The sequence below is a fragment of the Planomonospora corallina genome, assembly GCF_042650625.1.
GTDB lineage: Bacteria > Actinomycetota > Actinomycetes > Streptosporangiales > Streptosporangiaceae > Planomonospora_B > Planomonospora_B corallina.
The window spans coordinates 29,214-48,677 of the sequence record NZ_JBHSBM010000012.1; the positions used below are offsets into that span (position 1 = coordinate 29,214).

13 protein-coding genes are annotated in these 19,464 nt (G+C 75.1%); 1 reads left to right on the plus strand and 12 read right to left on the minus strand.

Features of this window, described 5'->3' with window-relative positions:
* Positions 1-20: 20 nt before the first annotated feature.
* The 11 genes from ACFOWE_RS08125 to ACFOWE_RS08175 all read right to left on the minus strand — a co-directional run bounded on the left by ACFOWE_RS08125 (position 21) and on the right by ACFOWE_RS08175 (position 17,754).
* Positions 21-3,449: an ATP-dependent helicase gene (locus ACFOWE_RS08125; protein ID WP_377286503.1), complete on the minus strand. Its 3,429-nt coding sequence runs from the start codon at positions 3,447-3,449 to the stop codon at positions 21-23.
* Positions 3,443-6,859 (minus strand): ATP-dependent helicase, encoded by a 3,417-nt coding sequence (locus ACFOWE_RS08130; protein ID WP_377286504.1) that lies wholly within the window; start codon positions 6,857-6,859, stop codon positions 3,443-3,445. Before ACFOWE_RS08130 ends, ACFOWE_RS08125 begins: the two co-directional genes overlap by 7 nt.
* A gap of 163 nt (positions 6,860-7,022) precedes the next feature.
* Positions 7,023-9,941 carry a CDP-glycerol glycerophosphotransferase family protein gene (locus tag ACFOWE_RS08135; protein ID WP_377286506.1) on the minus strand — a complete coding sequence of 973 codons (2,919 nt, stop codon included), beginning with the start codon at positions 9,939-9,941 and terminating at the stop codon, positions 7,023-7,025.
* A gap of 90 nt (positions 9,942-10,031) precedes the next feature.
* Entirely contained in the window at positions 10,032-10,385 is a 354-nt protein-coding gene (locus ACFOWE_RS08140; RefSeq protein WP_377286507.1) for an MGMT family protein, read from the minus strand.
* Positions 10,373-10,741: a hypothetical protein gene (locus tag ACFOWE_RS08145; protein ID WP_377286508.1), complete on the minus strand. Its 369-nt coding sequence runs from the start codon at positions 10,739-10,741 to the stop codon at positions 10,373-10,375. The genes ACFOWE_RS08140 and ACFOWE_RS08145 overlap by 13 nt, the downstream gene beginning before the upstream one ends.
* 155 nt (positions 10,742-10,896) lie before the next feature.
* Positions 10,897-12,096 (minus strand): S8 family serine peptidase, encoded by a 1,200-nt coding sequence (locus ACFOWE_RS08150; protein ID WP_377286509.1) that lies wholly within the window; start codon positions 12,094-12,096, stop codon positions 10,897-10,899.
* A complete protein-coding gene (locus ACFOWE_RS08155) occupies positions 12,090-12,935 on the minus strand; it encodes a hypothetical protein (protein WP_377286510.1) in 846 nt (281 codons plus the stop codon). Before ACFOWE_RS08155 ends, ACFOWE_RS08150 begins: the two co-directional genes overlap by 7 nt.
* Positions 12,936-13,227: 292 nt before the next feature.
* The gene (locus tag ACFOWE_RS08160; RefSeq protein WP_377286511.1) at positions 13,228-14,457 is read right to left on the minus strand and encodes a S8 family serine peptidase; all 1,230 of its coding nucleotides are present in this window, start codon (positions 14,455-14,457) and stop codon (positions 13,228-13,230) included.
* Positions 14,458-14,558: 101 nt separating this feature from the next.
* A complete protein-coding gene (locus ACFOWE_RS08165; RefSeq protein ID WP_377286513.1) occupies positions 14,559-15,290 on the minus strand; it encodes a hypothetical protein in 732 nt (243 codons plus the stop codon).
* A 278-nt stretch (positions 15,291-15,568) separates the two neighbouring features.
* Entirely contained in the window at positions 15,569-16,750 is a 1,182-nt protein-coding gene (moeZ, locus tag ACFOWE_RS08170) for an adenylyltransferase/sulfurtransferase MoeZ (RefSeq protein ID WP_377286514.1), read from the minus strand.
* An 80-nt stretch (positions 16,751-16,830) separates the two neighbouring features.
* The gene (locus ACFOWE_RS08175) at positions 16,831-17,754 is read right to left on the minus strand and encodes an alpha/beta fold hydrolase (RefSeq protein WP_377286516.1); all 924 of its coding nucleotides are present in this window, start codon (positions 17,752-17,754) and stop codon (positions 16,831-16,833) included.
* Between the two features lie 287 nt (positions 17,755-18,041).
* Between ACFOWE_RS08175 and ACFOWE_RS08180 the strand changes: the two genes are divergently transcribed.
* Positions 18,042-18,434, plus strand: a complete 393-nt coding sequence (locus ACFOWE_RS08180) for a hypothetical protein (RefSeq protein ID WP_377286517.1) — start codon at positions 18,042-18,044, stop codon at positions 18,432-18,434.
* A 126-nt stretch (positions 18,435-18,560) separates the two neighbouring features.
* Here ACFOWE_RS08180 and ku read toward each other — a convergent pair whose 3' ends face one another.
* Positions 18,561-19,391, minus strand: a complete 831-nt coding sequence (gene ku / locus ACFOWE_RS08185) for a non-homologous end joining protein Ku (RefSeq protein WP_377286518.1) — start codon at positions 19,389-19,391, stop codon at positions 18,561-18,563.
* Positions 19,392-19,464 lie beyond the last annotated feature (73 nt).

The window sequence follows — 19,464 nt, forward strand, 5'->3', positions numbered from 1 at the left end:
CCGGGCCCGGCGGACCGCCGTCAGCCGGCGGCGGGGACCGACTCGATGAGCGCGACCAGGCCGCGCTCGTCGAGGAGGTCCACCGGGCGGACCGTCTCGCCCTCGCGGACGTAGTGGAAGGCCGCGCCGACCGCCTCGAGAGGCACACCGGCCAGCTGGGACCAGGCCAGCCGGTAGGCGGCGAGCTGGACGGAGGCGGCGGACCTGGCCCGGCCACCGGGACGGCGGCCGGTCTTCCAGTCGACGATCTCGTAGCGGCCGTCGGCGGTCCGGAAGACGGCGTCCATCCGGCCGCGGACCACCCGGTCACCGATCACCGTCTCGAACGGCACCTCGACCTCGACCGGCTCCCGGCCGGCCCACTCGCTCTCCTCGAACTTCCGCTGGAGCTCGGCCAGCCGGGCCTCGGTCTCCTCGATCTCGTCCCCCGCGCCGGGCAGCTCGAACTCGTCCAGCAGGCGCTGCTGCCCCCAGCGGGACTCCAGCCACTGGTGGAAGGAGGTGCCGCGCCGGGCCGTCGGCGCGGGCTTCTTCGGCAGCGGGCGGCGGATCTCGCGGGCCAGGGCCGCGGGGTCGGCGGCGAGGGTGACCAGGGACGAGACCGTCAGGTGCGCCGGCAGCTCGACCAGGCGGTCGCGGCGGCGCCGGTTCAGCTCGCGTTCGCGCAGGAGGAGCTCGGTGTCCCGCTCCCAGGCGCCGGCCCGCTCCCGGTCCCAGCCGCGCAGCTCCGCGAGGAGGGGGTCCTGCCGCTCCTCCTCCGTCCCGCCGGCCCCGGCCGTTCCGCTCTCCTCCGCCCCACCGGCCCGCGCTCCGCCCGGCGCGACAGTCCCGGACACGGCAGTCCCGGACACGGCAGTCCCGGACACGGCAGTCCCGGGCGCGGTCGCCTCCGCGGCGGCGAGACCGGCGAGGGCCTCCTCGACCAGGTAGGCGCCGTCCAGCGCCGCCGCGTAGCGGGCGTCGTCGACGGTGGGCCAGGTCTCCTCCGCGGGCTCGGCCAGCAGGGGGTTGGTCGCGCTCCCGGTGGCCTCCGTCGCCCAGGTGGCCACCCGGCCGCAGGTCTGGCTGATCTCCACCAGGAAGTCCGACGGCGCCAGGGGCTTGGCCGCACTGCCCCACCGGTAGCCCGAGGCGATCAGCAGGTAGTGGGCGCGGGTCACCGCGACGTAGGCGAGCCTCCGCTCCTCCAGCAGGTCGCGCTCGCGGCAGCGCTCGTCGAACTCGTCCAGCTCCTCCCTGGTCAGCCCGGTCAGCCGGGGCAGGTCGGAGGCGTCGCCGCGGAGCGGGTACGGCAGGCGGCGCGCGTTCTCCGTCCACCGGGGGTTGACCGTCGGCCTGGCCGGGAAGACCGTGCCGGTGGTCAGCGCGCCCGACTTCGACAGCGCCTGCGACATGCCCGGCACCACGACGACGGGCCACTCCAGCCCCTTGGAGGCGTGCACGGTCATCAGCTTCACGCTGTTGCTCTCGCCGACCCGCCCGGCGTCCAGCCCGTTCTCCTCCTCGTCGGCCGCCTTGAGAAACGCCAGGAACGCGCCCAGCGTCGGGTCCTCGGAGTCGCCCGCGAAGCGGGAGGCGGCGTCGAGGAAGGCGTCGAGGTCGGCCCGGGCTGCGAAGGTCCCCGCGCCCGCGTGCCGGGCCGCCACCTCGATGTCGAGGCCGAGGCGGCGCTCGATCTCCATGATCAGGTCGGGGAGCGGCTGGCCCGCCCGGGCGCGCAGCGAGCGCAGTTCCTGGGCCAGGGCGACCAGCCGGACCCGCGCCACCGGCGAGAACAGGTCCTGCCACTCGGGGCGGTCGGGCAACTCGTCCAGCGCGTCGATCAGGCTGCCGCGCTCCTCGGCCAGCTCCGCGACGACCTGCTCCAGCGGGTCGGTCACCGGGGTCGCCCCCTCGCGGGCCTCCCTGTTCAGATCCCGGGCCCGCTCGCCCAGCTCCTTCAGGTCCGCCGGGCCGATCCGCCAGCGGGGGCCGGCCAGCAGCCGGACCAGGGCGTCCCCGGCCGTCGGGTCGTACAGCACCCTCAGGGTGGCCACGATGTCGGCGACCTCGGGCACGGTCAGCAGGCCGCCCAGGCCGACCACCTCGACCGGGATGCCGCGCTCCTCCAGGGCCCGGCGGAGCGCGGTGAACTGCGAGCGCTTGCGGGCGAGGATCGCCACGTCGTGCGGTTGCAGGCACTGCGGGCCGCCCCAGGCGCTCTGCTTGGCCTTCTTCCGCTCCCCCTCCCCCCACGGCAGGCCGTCGGGCGCGGACTCGGTGCCCAGCAGGGCGTGGACCTGCCCGGCGATCCAGGCGGCCTCGTCCTCGGCGGTCTCGTGGAAGGCGCAGACCACCCGGCCGCGGTCGACCCGGTTCCCGCCGGGGACGAGCACCGGCACCTCTCTGGCCTGGATCCGGAGCGGGAGCTGGATCCGGGCGGCGACGTCGAGCACCGCGTCCCCGTTGCGGAAGCTGACCGAGAGCTGCCGGACGGGCGCGGGTTCTCCGGAGACGGTCCGGAAGTCGCGGGGGAAGCGGGTGAGGTTCCCCGCCGAGGCCCCGCGCCAGCCGTAGATGGACTGACAGGGGTCGCCGACGGCGGTCACCGGGTGGCCGCCGCCGAACAGGGAGCGGAGCAGGACGAGCTGGGCGTGGCTGGTGTCCTGGTACTCGTCCAGCAGGACGACGGCGAACCGGCTCCGCTCGAGCCCGCCGACCTCGGGGTGCCCGGAGGCGATCTTCGCGGCCAGCGCCATCTGGTCGCCGTGGTCGACGACCTCGCGGGCGCGCTTGAGCCGGGTGTAGGCCTCCACCAGCGGGAGCAGCCGCTCCCTGACCCGCTGGGCGGCCAGCACCTCGCGCTGGATCTTGACCGTGCGGCCGGGCAGCTCGCCGTACCGCTCGTCGATCCAGGCGCCGACCTCCCGCACGTCCTGCGGGGTGCGCAGGTGCTCGGCCAGCTCTCCGGACAGCTCCAGCACCGCGCGGGTGACCGTGGCCGGGCTCCAGTCGATCCCCTCCATCGGCCCGTCGTAGGCGCTGACCACCTGCCCGGCCAGCTGCCAGGCGACGGCGGGCGTGATCAGGCGCATGGTGGGTTCCAGCGCCTCGCGCAGGGCGTGCTCGGTGACCAGCCGGGCGGCGTAGGCGTGGTAGGTCGAGATGGTCGGCTCGCCCGCCAGCAGGTCGGCGGGGACCGTGCCGGCCAGCGCGGCCAGCCGTTCCCGGACGCGGTGGGACAGCTCGCCGGCGGCCTTGCGGGTGAAGGTCAGGCCCAGCACCTGCTCGGGCCGGACGAGGCCGTTGGCGACCAGCCAGACGACCCGCCCCGCCATGGTCTCGCTCTTGCCGGACCCGGCCCCGGCCACCACGACCATCGGCTCCAGCCCGGCCTCGATCACCGCGGCCTGCTCGGGCGTGGGCGGCAGGACGCCCAGCGTCTCGGCGAGTTTGACCGCGCTCAGCACACCTGTCCCCCGCTCTCGTTGACCGGGCAGCTCGCCCGGGCCGCGCAGGTGCGGCAGCCGTCGTTCACCCGGGCCTGGAAGAAGGGGCCGGACATGCCCAGCGCGACGGTGTCCACCATGTCGCGGGCCCAGCCGGGGTCGGGGTCCTCCGACAGGGGGCGCTGGAGCTGCTCGCGCGCCTGCTGCTTGCTCGCCGCCTTGCCGACCTGCACCAGGGCGGCGCCGCCGGGCTCGGTCAGGCCGTGCCGCCGGAAGGCGCCCAGCAGCGCGGCCAGCTGGTAGACGCCGAGCTGCGGGTGGCGCTCGAGGTCACCCTCGGAGGGCTTGGCGCCACCGGTCTTGATGTCGATGATCACCGCTCGGCCCTGCTCGTCGCGTTCGATCCGGTCCACCCGGCCCTTGATCTGGACGCCCTCGGAGACCGTCGCGACGAAGGACTCCTCCGTGGCGACCAGGTCCCGGGGGTTGTCCCGGTGCCAGCGGACGAACCTGCCGATCATCTCCTCGGCGATCCCGCGCTGCTTGCGGTTGTACCAGACACCGCCGAAGTCCAGTTCGTTCCAGACCTCGTCCAGCCGCTTGGCGAGGGTCTCCTCGGTCGGCAGGCCGTCGGCGGCGAGCACGGCCAGCGCGTGCACGACCGTGCCCAGGCCCCGGGCCGCGTCCGTGCCGCCCGCGCCCACCGAGGTCTCCAGCAGCCAGCGCAGCCCGCACTTGGTGAAGCTCTCCACGGCCGAGGGTGAGATCCGCACGGTGTCGTCGGGCCAGCCGAGAGGGCGGTCGTCGGAGATCGGGGTGAGGGCGTACCACTCGTCCGGGTGGGCGCCGGAGACGCCGGCCGCCGCCAGACGGGCCAGGTGCCCGGCGGCGATCCGGCGCAGCGGCTCGGGCCTGCTCGCGTCGCACACCGCCGCGCGCAGGTCCGCCACCAGGGCGGGCATGCTCAGCCAGCGGGACCGCTCGTCGACGGTCGGCTCCTCGCCCGCCCCCGGTACCAGCTCGGACAGGAACCGCGACGGCCGCTCCTCGACGTCCTCCCCGCCCACGGCGGTGACGACGAGCCTGCGCCGGGCCCGGGTCGCCGCCACGTAGAACAGGCGGCGCTCCTCGTTCAGCAGCTGGGAGGCGAGCGCCGCGGCGACCGCGGCGGGGTTCTCGTGCTCCGACCCGCCCGCGCGGGCGACCATGTCGTCGGTGCTCAGGACGGTCCCGCGCAGCCTCAGGTCGGGCCAGACGCCCTCCTGCACCCCCGCGACGACCACCACGTCCCACTCCAGTCCCTTGGAGCGGTGGGCGGTCATGATGCGGACCGCGTCACCCTCGGGGGCACGCGCGGCCAGCGAGTCACCGGGGATCTCCTGTGCGACGAGGTCCTCCACGAACACCTCGACGCCGGCGTGGGGCAGCCGGTCGGCGAACCTGGCGGCCCGGTCGAACAGCGCCACCACGGCGTCGAGGTCGCGGTCCGCCTGCCGGCCCCGGTGCCCGCCCGCGGCGCTCTGCGCGCTCCACTTCCCGGCCAGGTCGGTGGCCTGCCAGACGGCCCAGAGCACCTCCTCGGCGGTGCCGCCGCGCCGTACGACCTCGGTGGCGGCGGCGATGAGCCGGGCCACCCGCTCGGCGGGGAGCGCCACGTGCGGCTCGATCCGGGTCAGCTCCCGCGCGTCCTTCAGGGCGGCGACGAGCAGCTCGCCGGAGGAGCGGGGCTTCTCCCGGGCGGCCCCGCCGTCCACCGCGACGCCGCTCCCGGCGTCCACAGTGTCCCCAGCGTCCCCGGCGTCCCCGGCGTCCCCGGCGTCCCCGGCGAGGCCGGTCCCACCGTCCACGGCACCCGTCCCGCCGTCCCTCTCCGTGTCCGGTACGGTGCCCGTCCCGCCGTCCGTCCCGCCGTCCGTCACCGTGCCGGGGGCCTGCCCTGCACCGCCCGCCTCACCCTCCTCGCCCGCGAACTCCACGGGGAACGCCAGCGCCTCGTGCTCGGCGACGCGCAGCGCCCGGCGCAGACGGCGCACGCCGATCATGTCGGTGCCGCCGAGCGCGCCGGTCAGCAGCTCCTCCGCCGTGCCCTCGTCGAGCCGCTCGGGGTGGAGCGCCACCTGGATCAGCCGGACCAGCGGGCGCACGCCCGGCTCCTGGATCAGCGGCACCTCTCCCCCGCCCACCACGACCGGCACCCCGGCCGAGACCAGCGCCCGGCGCAGCAGCGGGACCTGCCGGGCCGCCGACCGGACCAGCACGGCCATCCGCGCCCAGGGCACCCCGTCGAGCAGGTGCGCCCGGCGCAGGGCGTCGGCGACGGCCGCCGCCTCCTGGGTGGGGCTCTCGGCCACCACGACCCGCACGTCCCCCTGCTCGGCGTCCGGCAGCGGCACGAGGTCGCGGTGGGCGGCCCGTCCCGGCACGGCGGGCAGCCGGGTGGTCAGCCGCCGGGTGGCGGTCAGCAGGGCGGGCCCGCTCCGGCGGCAGACGCGCAGCGCGACGACCGGCGCCCTCTCCCCGCTCGCGGCGCGGAACCGGTCGGGGAAGTCCATGATCGCGTGCACGTCGGCGCCCCGGAAGGCGTAGATCGACTGGTCGGGGTCGCCGACCGCGATGAGGTCGCGCCCCTCCCCGGCGAGCCGCTGGAGCAACAGCTCCTGGGCGGGGTCGGTGTCCTGGTACTCGTCCACCAGGACGACGTCGTAGGCCGAGCGCTCGCGGAGCCGCACCTCGGGGTCGGCGAGCAGGGCGGCCGCCGCCCGGATCACCTCGGGGTAGTCGAGCACCTCCTCCGGGTCCAGGTCGAAGCGGGCCTGGTAGCGGTCGGCGAAGCGCCCGGCGGCGACCCAGTCGGGGCGGCCGTGCCGGCGGCCCAGCTCCACCAGCTCGGGCCCGTCCAGGCCGCGCTCGGCGGCGCGGGCGAGGAAGTCGCGCAGCTCGGAGGCGAAGCCGCGGGTCTTCAGCGCCTCCCGCATGTCCTGCGGCCACTGCGGCGCGCCCTCCTCCAGCTCGCCGTGGAGCATGCGGCGGATCTCCAGCAGCTGCTCGGGACCGGTCAGCAACCGGGGCGCGGGACGGCCTGCCAGGACGGCCTCACGGCGCAGCAGGGCGTAGGCGTAGCTGTGGAAGGTGAGCGCGAGCGGCGTGCGGGTGGTGCGGCGCATCCGGGCGGTGATGCGCTCGCGCAGCTCGTCGGCCGCCTTGCGGCTGAAGGTCAGGACGAGCACCCGCTCGGGGTCGGTGCCCCGGCGCTCGACCCGGTCCACCACCGTCTCCACGATCGTGGTGGTCTTGCCGGTGCCGGGACCCGCCAGGACGAGCAGCGGACCGCTCTCGTGGGTCACCACCGCCCGCTGGTGCTCGTCCAGCACGGGAGCAACGGCCGCCCCCGCGCCCGCACGGCGCACCAGCCGCCAGCCCTGACCACTCACAGCTCGTCATTCCACCAGATGTCGGGCAGTGATCGTGCCGGGTCCGTCACTCCTGTGGGGGATCCCCAGGCCGGACCCCGCGGATCCACGCCGGGTTGCCGAAGAAACCGCCGGGCCCGCGCCCCAGAGACGATCTGGGACGCGGGCCCGGCGGAAGGCTCGCTCAGGAGACGAAGACGTGGTCGACCAGCCTCGCGGTGGCCTTGCCGTCGTCACGCGGCGCGTAGGTGAGCTTGAACCGCTCGTAGCGCTCGGCGTGCTCGGCCGCCACCGCGTCGATGTCCCGGAGCGCCTCGACCACCTCGGCCCCGGTGGACAGCAGCGGTCCGGGGGCCTCGGCCGCCAGGTCGAGGTAGAGGCCGCGCTTGGCCGAGTAGCGCGGCAGGTCGTAGGTGAACAGGAGAACCGGCCGGCCGGTCGCGACGAAGTCGAACATGACGGACGAGTAGTCCGTGATCAACACGTCGGCGACCAGCAGCAGGTCGGCCATATCAGGGTATGTGGTGACATCCAGTGCCAGGTCCCTCGGCACGTTGGGCGCCGCCTGCATCGAGTGGAACCTGACCAGGAAGCGGTGGCCCGGACCCATCGCCTGCCGGGCCTTCTCCAGGTCGAACCGGATGGAGTTGCTCTTGCGGTCGTAGTCGCGGAAGGTCGGCGCGTACAGCACCAGCTTGACGTCCTCGGGGACGCCGAGCCGGGCCCGCACCCGCGCCGCCGACTCCTGCCGGTCGGGGGAGGACAGCACGTCGTTGCGCGGGAAGCCGCTCTCCAGCACCTCACCCTGGTAGCCGAAGGCCCGGCGCAGGATCGGCGTGGCCCACGGGCTCTGCGAGACCAGCAGGTCCCAGCCGCGCACCTCGACCGCCTGGCGATGCCAGGCCGGCGGGCGCGGGTCGCGGGACATGTGCGGCAGGTCGTTGCCCAGGCGCTTGAGCGGGCTGCCGTGCCAGGTCTGCACGACCACCTGGTCCTCGCGCGCCCGGAACCAGGGCGGCAGGAAGCCGTTGGTCACCACGTGGCGGGAGCGGGCCAGCACCTCGTAGTGCTCCCGGCTGCCCGCGCGGACCACGGTCGGCGCGATCTCCGAGCCGAAGCCGAGCTCCCGCGCCCCCGGCGGGGTGAACGCGCCGTCCTTGACCACCCAGATGTGCTCGCGGTCGTCGCCGCGCCGCACCCGTTCCTCGTAGACCGCGCGGACGTTGCCCTCGTACTGCCGCCCGTCGTAGGCGACGTAGACGGTCGCGTCTGCCAGCTCCTGAGTGCGCTGGGCCGGGTAGAAGGAGCGCTGGAGCAGGTGGAGCCCGCCCGGCCCCTTCTCGTCGTCGGGCCGGCTCTCGGCCACGGCCAGCACCGGCACGTCGAACCGGGTGGAGATCAGCCGGTACTCGCGCCCGGCGAAGGTCTTCGGGCTCTCGTCCAGCTCCGCCAGGGCCGCGTGGTCCATCCGGACCGGGACGACCTCCCCGGACGCCTCGCGGACCGCGATGCTCCAGTTTCCGCTGCCCAGCGGGACGCCCTCCCCGAAGCGGGGCATCGCCGCCGGGGTCAGGCGCGCCCGGAAGCGGGAGCCGTCGCGATCCAGGGGGACGGCGTACAGCAGGCCGGTGCGGTGGCGGAGCGTCAGCTCGGCCGGGCCCGTCTCCGGGCCGCCGTCCGCGGCGGGGTAGGAGCCCTCCAGGACGAGCGCGCCCTCGGGCTCCCAGGCCGCCGAGGAGACGATCGGGCGGATCCGGTGCGCGGAGACGACCACCCGGTCGCGCCGGTCGCCCAGGACCGTGATCTCCCGCTCGCCGATGACGGTGCGGCTCTCCGCCGCGCTCCCGATCATGACCGGGGCCGCCGGGTCGCCCTTGGGCTCGATCCAGAGCCTGCCGCCGTCCCGCTCGGCCAGGAGCGACTCCACGGCCAGCGGCACGACGACCTCGGTGCCGCCCTCCACCGGGGTGAAGTCGGCCGCCACCCGGTGCCCGTCCAGCCGGGCCTGGCCCCGGGTGAACCGCCGGTCCGGCAGGAACACCGTCAGCTCCAGCCGCTCGCCGGCCAGCCGTACCCCGGTCAGCTCGGCCCGGGTGGGCTGCAGCACCACCTGGAAGGCGCGGTCGGAGGTCCAGACCGGCCGGACCCACCAGCGGGGGCGGATCTCGCGGCCCGCGGGCCGCTCGGTGCGGCCGCTGACCGGGCCGCGGAGCAGGCCGACCGCGCGGGCGCCGCGGCTCCAGATCACGATCTCGGCGCGCCAGGTGGTCGTGTCGCGTACGGTGGCCCGCCGGCGGAGCAGCCGCTTGCCGCCCCGGACGACGGCCCGCAGCGCGGCCCGCCAGCGCAGCGCCCGCGGGTCCAGCTCGGCGGTGAAGCCCGCCCAGTCGTAGTTGCAGCCCGCCTCGCGGGCGCCGTGCGTGGCCTCCGGGTGGTGCGTGCGGCGCGTGCGCAGCCGTACCGGCGGCAGCCAGCGCGGGCCGCGCAGCACGACGGTGGCGCGGTTGAACCGGCGGCTGCGCACCGAGAGCCCCGCCAGGTAGGCGTGGCCGCTGACCCGTAGCTTCCCGTCGGCCCAGGAGACGTCCTCGATCTGCGTCACCGGGACGAGGTCGGCGGCGCGCAGCCGGTACAGCGACTCCGGCAGCTCGTCGCGGAGCGGCAGGTCGGCGTACCAGCGCATCTTCTTGCGGATGCGCCGGGACGGCTCCGCGGCGGCCGTGACGAGCTTCTGCAGGGCGTCGCCCTCGGCCAGCTCGTCCACGGAGCGCTGGTCGATCAGGTGGAAGGCGAGCCGCCGGGCGACCGGCAGGTCGAGCTTGACGCGCGGGTGCACGCCGGCCAGATAGGGCTTGACCGCGGTGACGTACTCGCGGCGGCGGGCCGCGCCGCGCTTGGCGGCGATGTCGAGCCGGGTGCCGAGCGGTCCCGCCAGCACCTCGGCGTCGAAGCGCCGGCGCTGCGCCGGGGTCAGGCCTTCCGCGAGCACCGCGCTCATCATCGCGTCGAGCGGCTCTCCCCGGTCGCAGAGATCCTGGACAACTCGCAGACGGTCAGCGACGAGGTCGCCGGTCGCTCGCGCGGGTGAGGCGCCGGTGGCCATGGGGGAGGCACCGCCTTTCGGGCAGACTGCTGTCCGTCCTTCGCCATGTTAGTGGCCCTGGAAGGGAGCAGTTACCGTCCTTTTCCCGACTTATCTGTCAATTTCCTGGCAACCGTCCCAGCGTGCCAGGCGCATGTCCGCACGCGCCCCCCGCAGCGGGGTCCCCTCCTCGCGCCAGGCCTCCAGGCACCGCTGCTCGTGACCCGGGGGCGGGGTGCCGTCGGCGTGCACGACGCGCCACCAGGGGACGCCGCCGCCCCAGACGGACATCACCCTGCCGACCTGGCGCGGGCCGCCCTCGCCGAGGTACTCCGCGACGTCCCCGTAGGACATCACCTTGCCCGGCGGGATGCCCTCGACCAGGTCGAGGACCCGCTCGGCGTACGGGGACGGACGGCCCGCGCCGTCCAGCCGCTCCCGGCCCGCGCCGTCTAGCTGCTCCATACGGCGGGCCCGGCCGCGAGGATCTCGTCGATCTTGCCGAACTCGTAGGCGGCGGAGCCGTTCACCTGCTCGACGACCCCGTCGCGGAGCGTGTAGGACTCGCCGTCCTCCCCCACCAGGTCCGCTCCGAGCAGCGAGGAGACCCGCACCAGCTGCGCCACGTGCCAGTCGGAGCCGGGCGCGCCGGACAGCGCGCCGTCCCAGACGGCGACGGGATGGACCCCGTCACCGTGACGCGCCAGGACCTCGCCCGCCTCCTGCGAACCGCGGAACTCGAACCCCGCCCGCCCCAGCACGTTCGCGAGCTCCGCGAAGGTGAGAGGCGCCGGACGCTCCACCCGCAACTCGTACCCCATGATGCGCGACCCTAGCGAACCTTCACCGGGTCCCGACCCGGAAAGCCCGACATCCGGGCCCGCCGCCGCCGAACAGTGCCCGAATGGTGCCCTAACGGTGTCCGAAACGCGTCCTGAACGGGCCGGGACGGGCCAGGAAGGGGCCGGGACGGCCCTCAGCGCGACGCGGTCCGCCGGCTCAGCACGACGACGGCCCCGGTGAAGGCGAACACGCTGCAGGCCAGGCTCACGCCGTACAGCCAGAGGCGGAGCGGGTCGCCTCCCGGCCGGGGAGGCTCCCCCACCGCCGCGCCCCCGCCGAAGCGGTGGTCCTCGGCCACGGTGACCTGGCGCGCGGCGGCCATCAGCTCCCCGGCCCGCTCGAGCGCCCGGCCCGCGTCCACCACGCCGAACCCGACGTGCTCGTCGTAGCCGGCGGGGACCGGACCGGCCGTCGAGGTGAGGGCCCGGGCGACCATGTCCGGCGGCATCTCCGGATGTCTCGCCTTGATCAGGGCCGCGACCCCGGCCACCAGCGCGGCGGCCGAGCTCGTGCCCTGCGACGACTCGTACTCCCCGCCGGGGAGCACCACCGGCACGTCCACGCCCGGCGCGGCCACCATGACCGAGAGGTTGCCGCTGCTGAACGGGGCGGGCCTGCCCGACCGGTCGACCGCCCCGACCCCGATCACGCCGGAGTATCCCGCCGGGAAGCTCCAGAAGGAGGTGTCCTTCTCCTCGGCGTACCCGCCCTCGCCGTCGTTGCCGGCCGCCGCGACGAGCACGACCCCCCGGCTCAGCGCGTAGGAGACCGCCTCGCGCTCGGCCCGGTGCGGGCCGTAGGCCCCCAGCGACATGCTGACGACGTCGGCCCCGTTGTCGGCCGCGTAGCGGATCGCCCGGGCCAGCGGGCTGTCCCTCCCCGTACGCAGGTCATCGCCCGCGGTGACCGGGAGGTCCTCGTCCAGCGCCATCGGGAGGGAGAGGACCCGCGCCTCGGGCGCCACGCCGAGCAGCCCGCCGCCGCCCTTGCCCGCCCCGGCGATGAGCGAGGCCATCGCCGTGCCGTGCCGCCGCCCGGTCGAGTCCGCCCGCGCGAACGTGTCCGATCCCAGCACCGGCCCGGCGGTGACCCTGCCCCGCAACTCGGCGACCTCGGCGTCCACGGCGCTGTCCACCAGGGCGACCGTGACGCCCGCTCCCCTGCTGGTCTTCCACGCCTCCTCGGCGTTGAGGGCCTCCAGGACCCAGCGCTGGTCCTCGCGGACGTCCGCGGCGCCGGCCGGCGCGGCGGGCACCGCGCAGAACGCGACCAGGAGCGCCGTCAGGCCCGCGACCGGCGCGCTCACCGCCGACCGCCACCGCCGCCTCAGCACACGTTCCCCTCGGTGCAGCGCGGCACGTCGGGCTCGGCGCCCAGGGCGTGCGCGATGCGCCCGGCCACCGCCTGGGCCGCCGGCCACAGCTCGCTGTGCACGATCTCCTCCGGGGCGACCGAGTCGCGGGTGCGCCCGTCGGCGTAGCCCGCGGCGGAGAAGACGACGTACGGCCCGACCCCCAGCCAGGCGTTGCGCTGGCGCTGGGCCGCGCCGAACAGCTCGGTGGCGGTGCCCCGGAACGCCACCGGGCGCACACCCACCCGGTCGTCGCTCGCCAGCTCGCCGGTCGCCGCCGCCCGCCGCTCCGCGTCCTCCATCACGGCGATCCCCACGGTGACCGCGAACGTGGAGCTCTGGTCGACGTAGGTGGCGCGCAGGAGCGTGCGGCACCCGTGCCGCTCCAGGATCTCCCCGACCGCCGCGTCCGTGCCCGACCGGCAGGTGGTCTCGGGGGCGATGCCGACCCTGCGCGCGTACAGCTGCGCCCGGCCGAGGCCGACGTACTCCAGCTCCGGGGGGAAGACCAGGGCCGCCGGCCAGGAGTGCCACCGCCGGGCGATGTCCTCCTCGACGTAGTGCGTCTTCTCCGCCTCGGTCAGCGGGCGTGCCGTGGTCTCGCGGAGCAGCCCGACCAGCCCGGCCAGCGCGCCGAGCGCGGAGACCGCCAGGACCATCCCCAGCAGCAGCGACAGGACGGCGCGGAACCGGACGCCGCGCTCCAGGATCTCCGCCTCTGCGGGTCCGGGCGCCACGCGCTCGCGGAACGCCCTCGGCCAGGGGCGGACCCTGGCGCGCCGCTCGGCGTCCGGCCGGCCGGACGCGCGCCGGGACCGCACGGCCCCCGCCGCTCCGGCACGCCACGTCCCGGAGCCGGCCGGGGGCCGGTCCCGCCGGGCACGCGGCGGCGAGGTTTCCAGATGCCGGTCCGGCTCCTGGGACCTCCCGGGCTGCGACATACTCCGATGCTACGTCGCCCTCTTCCAGCACCCCAGCGGCGGACCGTGTTTTCGCCGTCACGGCCGGTGCCCGCCGGTCTCCCGCCCTCCGGCGGCCGGGAGATCGGGCCTTCGGCCGCCGGAGGCTCCGGGGGCTCCACCGGGCCCCCGCCCTCCCGCGGGCGGGCGGAGATCAGGGCGCGGGCACGGGCTGCCGGGCGCGGGCGGCTCCCGGCCGGTCGTCCGCCCGTCCCCGACCGGCGACGACCGCGATCAGCACGAGGGAGGCGACCGCCCCGAGCCCGGCGGTCCCGGCCACGCCCGCGTAGACGGCGACCGCGCGCCCGTCCCGGCGGACCACCCGCACCGGCGGGGCCGGCCCGCCCAGCGGGCGGGCGGGGTCGGCGGCGGCGGGTCCCGCGGCGGTGTGGGTGTGCCCGGAGATCCGGGCCGCCTCGGCGAGCGCCCGGGCGGCGTTGACCACGCCGAAGCCCGTCCCGGTGTCGTACCCGCCGGCGGGCCGCCGGGTCGCGCCCGCGGTGATCGCCTGCACGACCAGCGCGGGCGACATCTCCGGATACTCGGCCTTGATGAGGGCGGCCACCCCGGAGACCAGCGCGGTCGCCTGGGAGGTGCCGCGGCCGACCCAGTACGCGTCGCCGGGACCCGCCCCGAGGACGTCCACCCCGGGCGCGGCCACCAGGACCGACGGGTTGGCGTTGGAGAACGAGGCCCGGCGCAGGCCCGGCCCGGTCGCCGCCACCGAGACCACCCCCGGGAACGCCGCCGGGTAGGAGTAGGGCGCCTGCCCGCCGGAGCCGCCGTCCGCCCCCTCGTTCCCGGCCGCCGCCACGAGCACCACCCCCCGGGAGACGGCGTAGCGGATCGCCGCCCGCTCCTCGGCGGTCGCCAGCTCCTTCGAGATCGACATGTTGATCACGTCGGCGCCGTGGTCCACGGCGTACCGGATGCCCCTGGCCACCACGTTCTCGTACCGCTCGGCGGAGTTGAACTCCCGGAAACCCGGCTCCTCGTCCTCCAGGATCACCCGCACCGAGAGCACCTCCGCCCGGGGGGCGACGCCGATCACCCCGTCGCCGCCGCCCGGCCCGTGCCCGTGCCCGGCGATGAGCGAGGCCATGTAGGTGCCGTGCAGCTTCGGGGGTCTCACCCCCGGCGGGTTGGCGCCCGCCGTGAAGTCCCTGCCTTCGGTCACCGAGCCCGTCAGGTCGCGATGGCCGGCGTCCACCCCGGAGTCCAGCACCGCGACGGTCACGCCCTGCCCCTTGGAGATCCGCCAGGCGCCGGGCAGGCCCAGCGTCCGCAGCACCTCCCGCTGCCCGTCGCGGACCTCGTCGGCGCGGGCCGGGGCTCCGGGCGCGAGCCCGCAGGCGAGCACGGCCAGCGTCCCGGCGGCGGTCACCCGCCACCCGGTCCGCCACCCGGTCCGTACGCCGGTCCGCTCCTCTGTCCGTACGCCGGTCCGTACGCCGGTCCGTGCGCCGGCCGGGCCGCGGGTCCGCCTCAGCACCGCCACTCCGGCATGGAGCAGTCGGGCCGGGCGGGGGCCGACACGGTCGTCAGTATCCGGTCGGCGATGTCGCCGGTGAAGGCGTACAGGGTCGGCCGCGGCTGCCCCGCGCTCTTCGCGGGCCGCCCGTCCGCCCGCCCGGCGGTGACCATCACCAGGTACGGCCCGCCCGCGCGCGCCACGCTCGCCTGCCGTACGGCCGGCGTGAACCGCTCGGCGACCGTGTCGGGGAAGGCCAGGGCCCTCAGCCCCGGGGAGGGGCGCCCGCCGCGGGGCAGCGCGGTCTCGGCGGAGGCGGCGGAGGCCGGGTCCGGGAAGGCCGCGACGCCGACGGTGAGCACGACGCCCTGGAGCGCGTCGAGATAGGTGGCGCGCAGGATCCCCCGGCAGCCCGAGCGGGCCAGGGGCTCGCGCAGCCGGGCGTCCACGGCGCGGTCGCAGGAGGTCTCCGGCGAGATGCCCACCCGGCGGGCCCGCTCCGTCCCGCCCTGCTCGGCGGAGTAGGGAACCGTCTCGGGGAAGATCCTCCCCGTGGGCCACGCCCGCCAGCGGCGGGCCACCTCCTCGGCGGCCGCCCGTTCCAGTTCCGCCGCGTCCGGGCCCCGGGTGAGCTCGGCCCCCGCGGCGCTGGCGGCCACGCCGGCCACGGCCGCGCAGGTGAGGGCGAGCGCGGACGCCGCGACCAGCGCAGGCCACACCCGCCGCCGACCTGGCACGTCGTTCACGCCCCCGACCTTAGTGCGGTGGAGCGGGTGCCTTCCGCCGGTTCGGCGCAAACGTGTCCCGTTCCGGCCTCCGCTCCGGCCCGCGGGACGGCCCGGCCCGCCGGCCCGGTGGAACGGCCCGATGGGACGGCCCGGCGGAACGGCCCGATGGGACGGCCCGGCGGAACGGCGACGCCCCGCGGAGCCGGGGCTCCGCGGGGCGTACGGGTCCGCCGGCCCGGCGGTGCGGTCCGGTGGACGGCCTAGTAGACCTAATAGGCCTAGTAGACCTAGTAGGACTAGTAGGTCGGCAGGCTCGGGTCGACCGCCTTGATCCAGCTCAGCACGCCGCCGCCGACGTGGACGGCGTCGGAGAAGCCTGCGTTCTTGACGATCGCCAGGCACTCGGCGGACCGGGCGCCGGACTTGCAGTGCAGCACGATCTTCTTGTCCTGCGGGAGCTTCTCCAGCGCGGAGCCGTTGAGGAACTCGCCCTTGGGGATGAGCACGGCGCCCGGGATGGAGACGATCTCGTACTCGTTCGGCTCCCGGACGTCGACCACGTAGATGTTCTCGCCCCGGTCCTGCCAGGCCTTGAGCTCGGTCGCGGTGATGGTGGAGCCGGCCGCGGCCTCCTGCGCCTCCTCGGAGACGGCGCCGCAGAACGCCTCGTAGTCCTCCAGGAGGCTGGTGACCGTCGGGTTCTTGCCGCAGAGCACGCACTCGGGGTCCTTGCGGACCTTGACCGAGCGGTAGGTCATCTCCAGGGCGTCGTAGATCATCAGACGGCCGACCAGCGGCTCGCCGATGCCGGTGAGCAGCTTGATGGCCTCGTTGACCTGGATGGAGCCGATCGAGGCGCACAGCACGCCGAGCACGCCGCCCTCGGCGCAGGAGGGCACCATGCCGGGCGGCGGGGGCTCGGGGTACAGGCAGCGGTAGCAGGGGCCGTGCTCGGCCCAGAACACGCTCACCTGGCCGTCGAAACGGTAGATCGAGCCCCAGACGTACGGCTTGCCGAGCAGGACGGCCGCGTCGTTCACCATGTAGCGGGTGGCGAAGTTGTCGGTGCCGTCGACGATCAGGTCGTAGCCGGAGAAGATCTCCATGATGTTCTCGGTGGTCAGCGCCTCGTTGTGGACGACCACGTCGATCAGGGGGTTGATCTCCCTGACGGAGGCCGCGGCGCTCTCGGCCTTGGGACGGCCGATGTCGGACTGACCGTGGATGACCTGGCGCTGCAGGTTGGACTCGTCGACGACGTCGAAGTCGATGACTCCCAAGGTGCCCACACCCGCGGCCGCGAGGTACAGCAGGGCGGGCGAGCCCAGTCCGCCGGCGCCCACACAGAGCACCTTCGCGTTCTTCAGGCGCTTCTGCCCGGCCATGCCCACGTCGGGGATGATGAGGTGGCGCGAGTAACGGCGCACCTCCTCGACGGTCAGCTCGGCTGCCGGCTCTACCAGCGGTGGCAACGACACGGTTCCACTCCCGTTTCAGGGGTCTTGACGAATGCGGCTAGCGGCTAGCGCACCACTCACAACCTAGCCGGGGCCTTCGCTCATTCCCCAATCGAGACGGGCGCCGTCTCACATATCAGACGGCGTGCCTCACGTGCCACTCTCTCCGGCACCTCCATCTGCGCCACGTGCCCGGCGTCGGGCAGCAGCACCAGGCGCACATCCGGGAACGTACGGCCGGCCCGCGCGGCCGCCCGCGGGTTGACGAGCCGGTCGTGGCGGCCGTGGATGACCAGCGTGGGCGCCTTCACCAGGGCGGCCTGCCGCCAGAGGCTGTCGGCGCCGCGCCGGAAGTACTCCCTGATGTACTCCGCGACGAGGCCGCGCGCCGAGTTGATCACCGACGCCCCCGCGTACGGCAGCGCGTCACGGCGGCGCAGTTCCTCGGCCGCCTCGCGCAGCCGCTCCGGGTGGACCCGGCCGAGGTCGGCGTAGCACAGGCCGAGCGTGGCGTTGAGCCGGCGCTCCGCCGGGAGCAGGCGGAGCCGGTCGAAGGCCCACTCGCCCAGCACCGGCACCGTGGACAGGGCGACGCGGGCCGGGCCGTACCCGGGCGTCAGGTCGGGCAGCGCCGGGGAGATGAGGGTGAGCGAGCGCACCAGGTCGGGGCGGGTGGCGGCCAGCCGTACGGAGACCGCGCCGCCCAGGGAGTTGCCGAACAGGTGGACGGGCCGGTCGGCGGTCCGCTCGACGAACTCCTCGACGGTCCGGGCGTGGGCGGCGATGGAGTAGTCGCCGTCGGCCGGCTCCGGTGAGTGCCCGGCGCCGGGCAGGTCGACCGCGTGGCCGGTCACCACGTCGGCCAGCTCGCCCATCAGGTCCGTCCAGTTGGTCGCCGACCCGGCCAGGCCGTGCACGTAGACGGCGGTCTCGGCCGGACCGGCCGGGGTCGAGCGCACGTGGACGCGGCGCTCCCCCAGATCGACCAGCCTGCCGGGCCAGCACGGGATGGGACCGTCTGTCATGTCTGCCTCCTGCGGTTCGCTCCCTGCCGGGACGATATCCATCGCCGCACTCCTCGGAAACCAGTCCCCCGTGCGTCCCCCGTGCGTCCCCCGTACACCTTCCGTGCACCGCGTGACCCGCGCCCTCGACACACCCTCCAAGCAATATGTCCGTTTTGTCGGAAAATAGCCAAAGGCGCACTATGGTAACTATATGCATTCAGTACATTACTCTTCGTGACCGTTTTTGGCGCATGAATCCGGACATCAAGGCGATAGTCACAACATCGGTAGAGAAGGAGTGACGAATGTTCTCGAAGCGAATCGCCAGTGCTCTCACGGCGGCGGTCATGACCGGCGCCGGCATGGTCGCCCTCACCGCGGTCACCGCGACGCCCGCCCAGGCCCAGGACCGGTGCATGTACATGGTGCGCAACGTCCCGGCCAACGGTGTCGCGAAGGTTCGCAAGAAGCCGGGCAAGACGCCGTACTCCTGGAACAAGAGGCACAAGACCGTCGACGTCCTCTTCGCCGGGCAGACCACCGTCGGCAACTGCAAGCGCTCCCGGGAGAACTGGCGCAAGGTCGTCGGCGCCTCGGGCCAGGAGGGCCACGTGCACAAGAGCCAGCTGAAGAAGGGCCCGCGCATCAGCACCGACGAGACCGCCACCGCCACCACCACCGGGACCTCCGGCTCGTGACCCGGTGACGACGGGAGCCGCGCCCCAGGGCCGGCCCCCGGATACGCCCCGTGTGCCGTGACGCCCGCCCCGGGCGCCACGGCACACGGCCGCGTCCGGCGCCCGGGACCGGCCCGGCGCCTCCCGTCAGGCGGACCGGCGGGGCTTGCGGGGCCTGCCCCCGGAGGCGTCCTGCTCCCCCCGGTCGCGCTTGGCCGCGTCCACGCTGGCCCGCAGCACGGCCATCAGGTCCGGCGGCGGCCCGCCCTCCGCCACCGGGGCCGGCGGCCGGACCGCCTGCCGCCCCGCCACCTTCGCCTCGACGACCTCCAGCAGCGCCTCCCGGTAGGCGTCGCGGTAGGCGGCCGGGTCGAAGTCGCCGCTCATGGCCTCGACGAGGGAGTCGGCCATCCCCGCCTCCTGCTCACGGACCGCCACCTCCTCCTCCAGGAAAGCGAAGGGCGCAGGGCGCACCTCGTCGGGCCAGAGCAGGGTCTCCAGCACGAGGACCCCCTGCCTGACGCGCACCACCGCCAGCGACTCCCGCTGCCGGAGCGCCACCTTCACCACCGCCACCCGCCCCGACCGCTCCAGCGCGTCGCGCAGCAGCACGTACGGCCGCACCCCCGCCGGGTCCGGCTCCAGGTAGTAGGACTTGGCCAGCAGGATGGGGTCGATCTGGTCCGCCGGGCTGAACCGGAGGACCTCGATCCGGCGCGCGGTCGCCAGCGGCAGGTCCTCGAAGTCGTCGTCATCGAGGACCACCGTCTCCCCGGCCGGCAGCGGATAGCCCTTGGCCACCTCGGCGTAGGGCACGTCCTCGCCGCAGACCTCGCAGAAGCGGCGGAACCTGATCCGCCCGCCGTCCTCCCGGTGCACCTGGTTGAAGGCGACGCCGCGCTGCTCCGTCGCGGTGTAGACCCTGATCGGGATCGTGACGAGCCCGAACGACACCGCGCCGTTCCAGATGCTTCGCATGCCGTCCCCCTCGTCTCGGAGCGACCCTCCCGGAGTCCTTCACCCGAGTTTCGCGCACACGTTCGGAAAAATC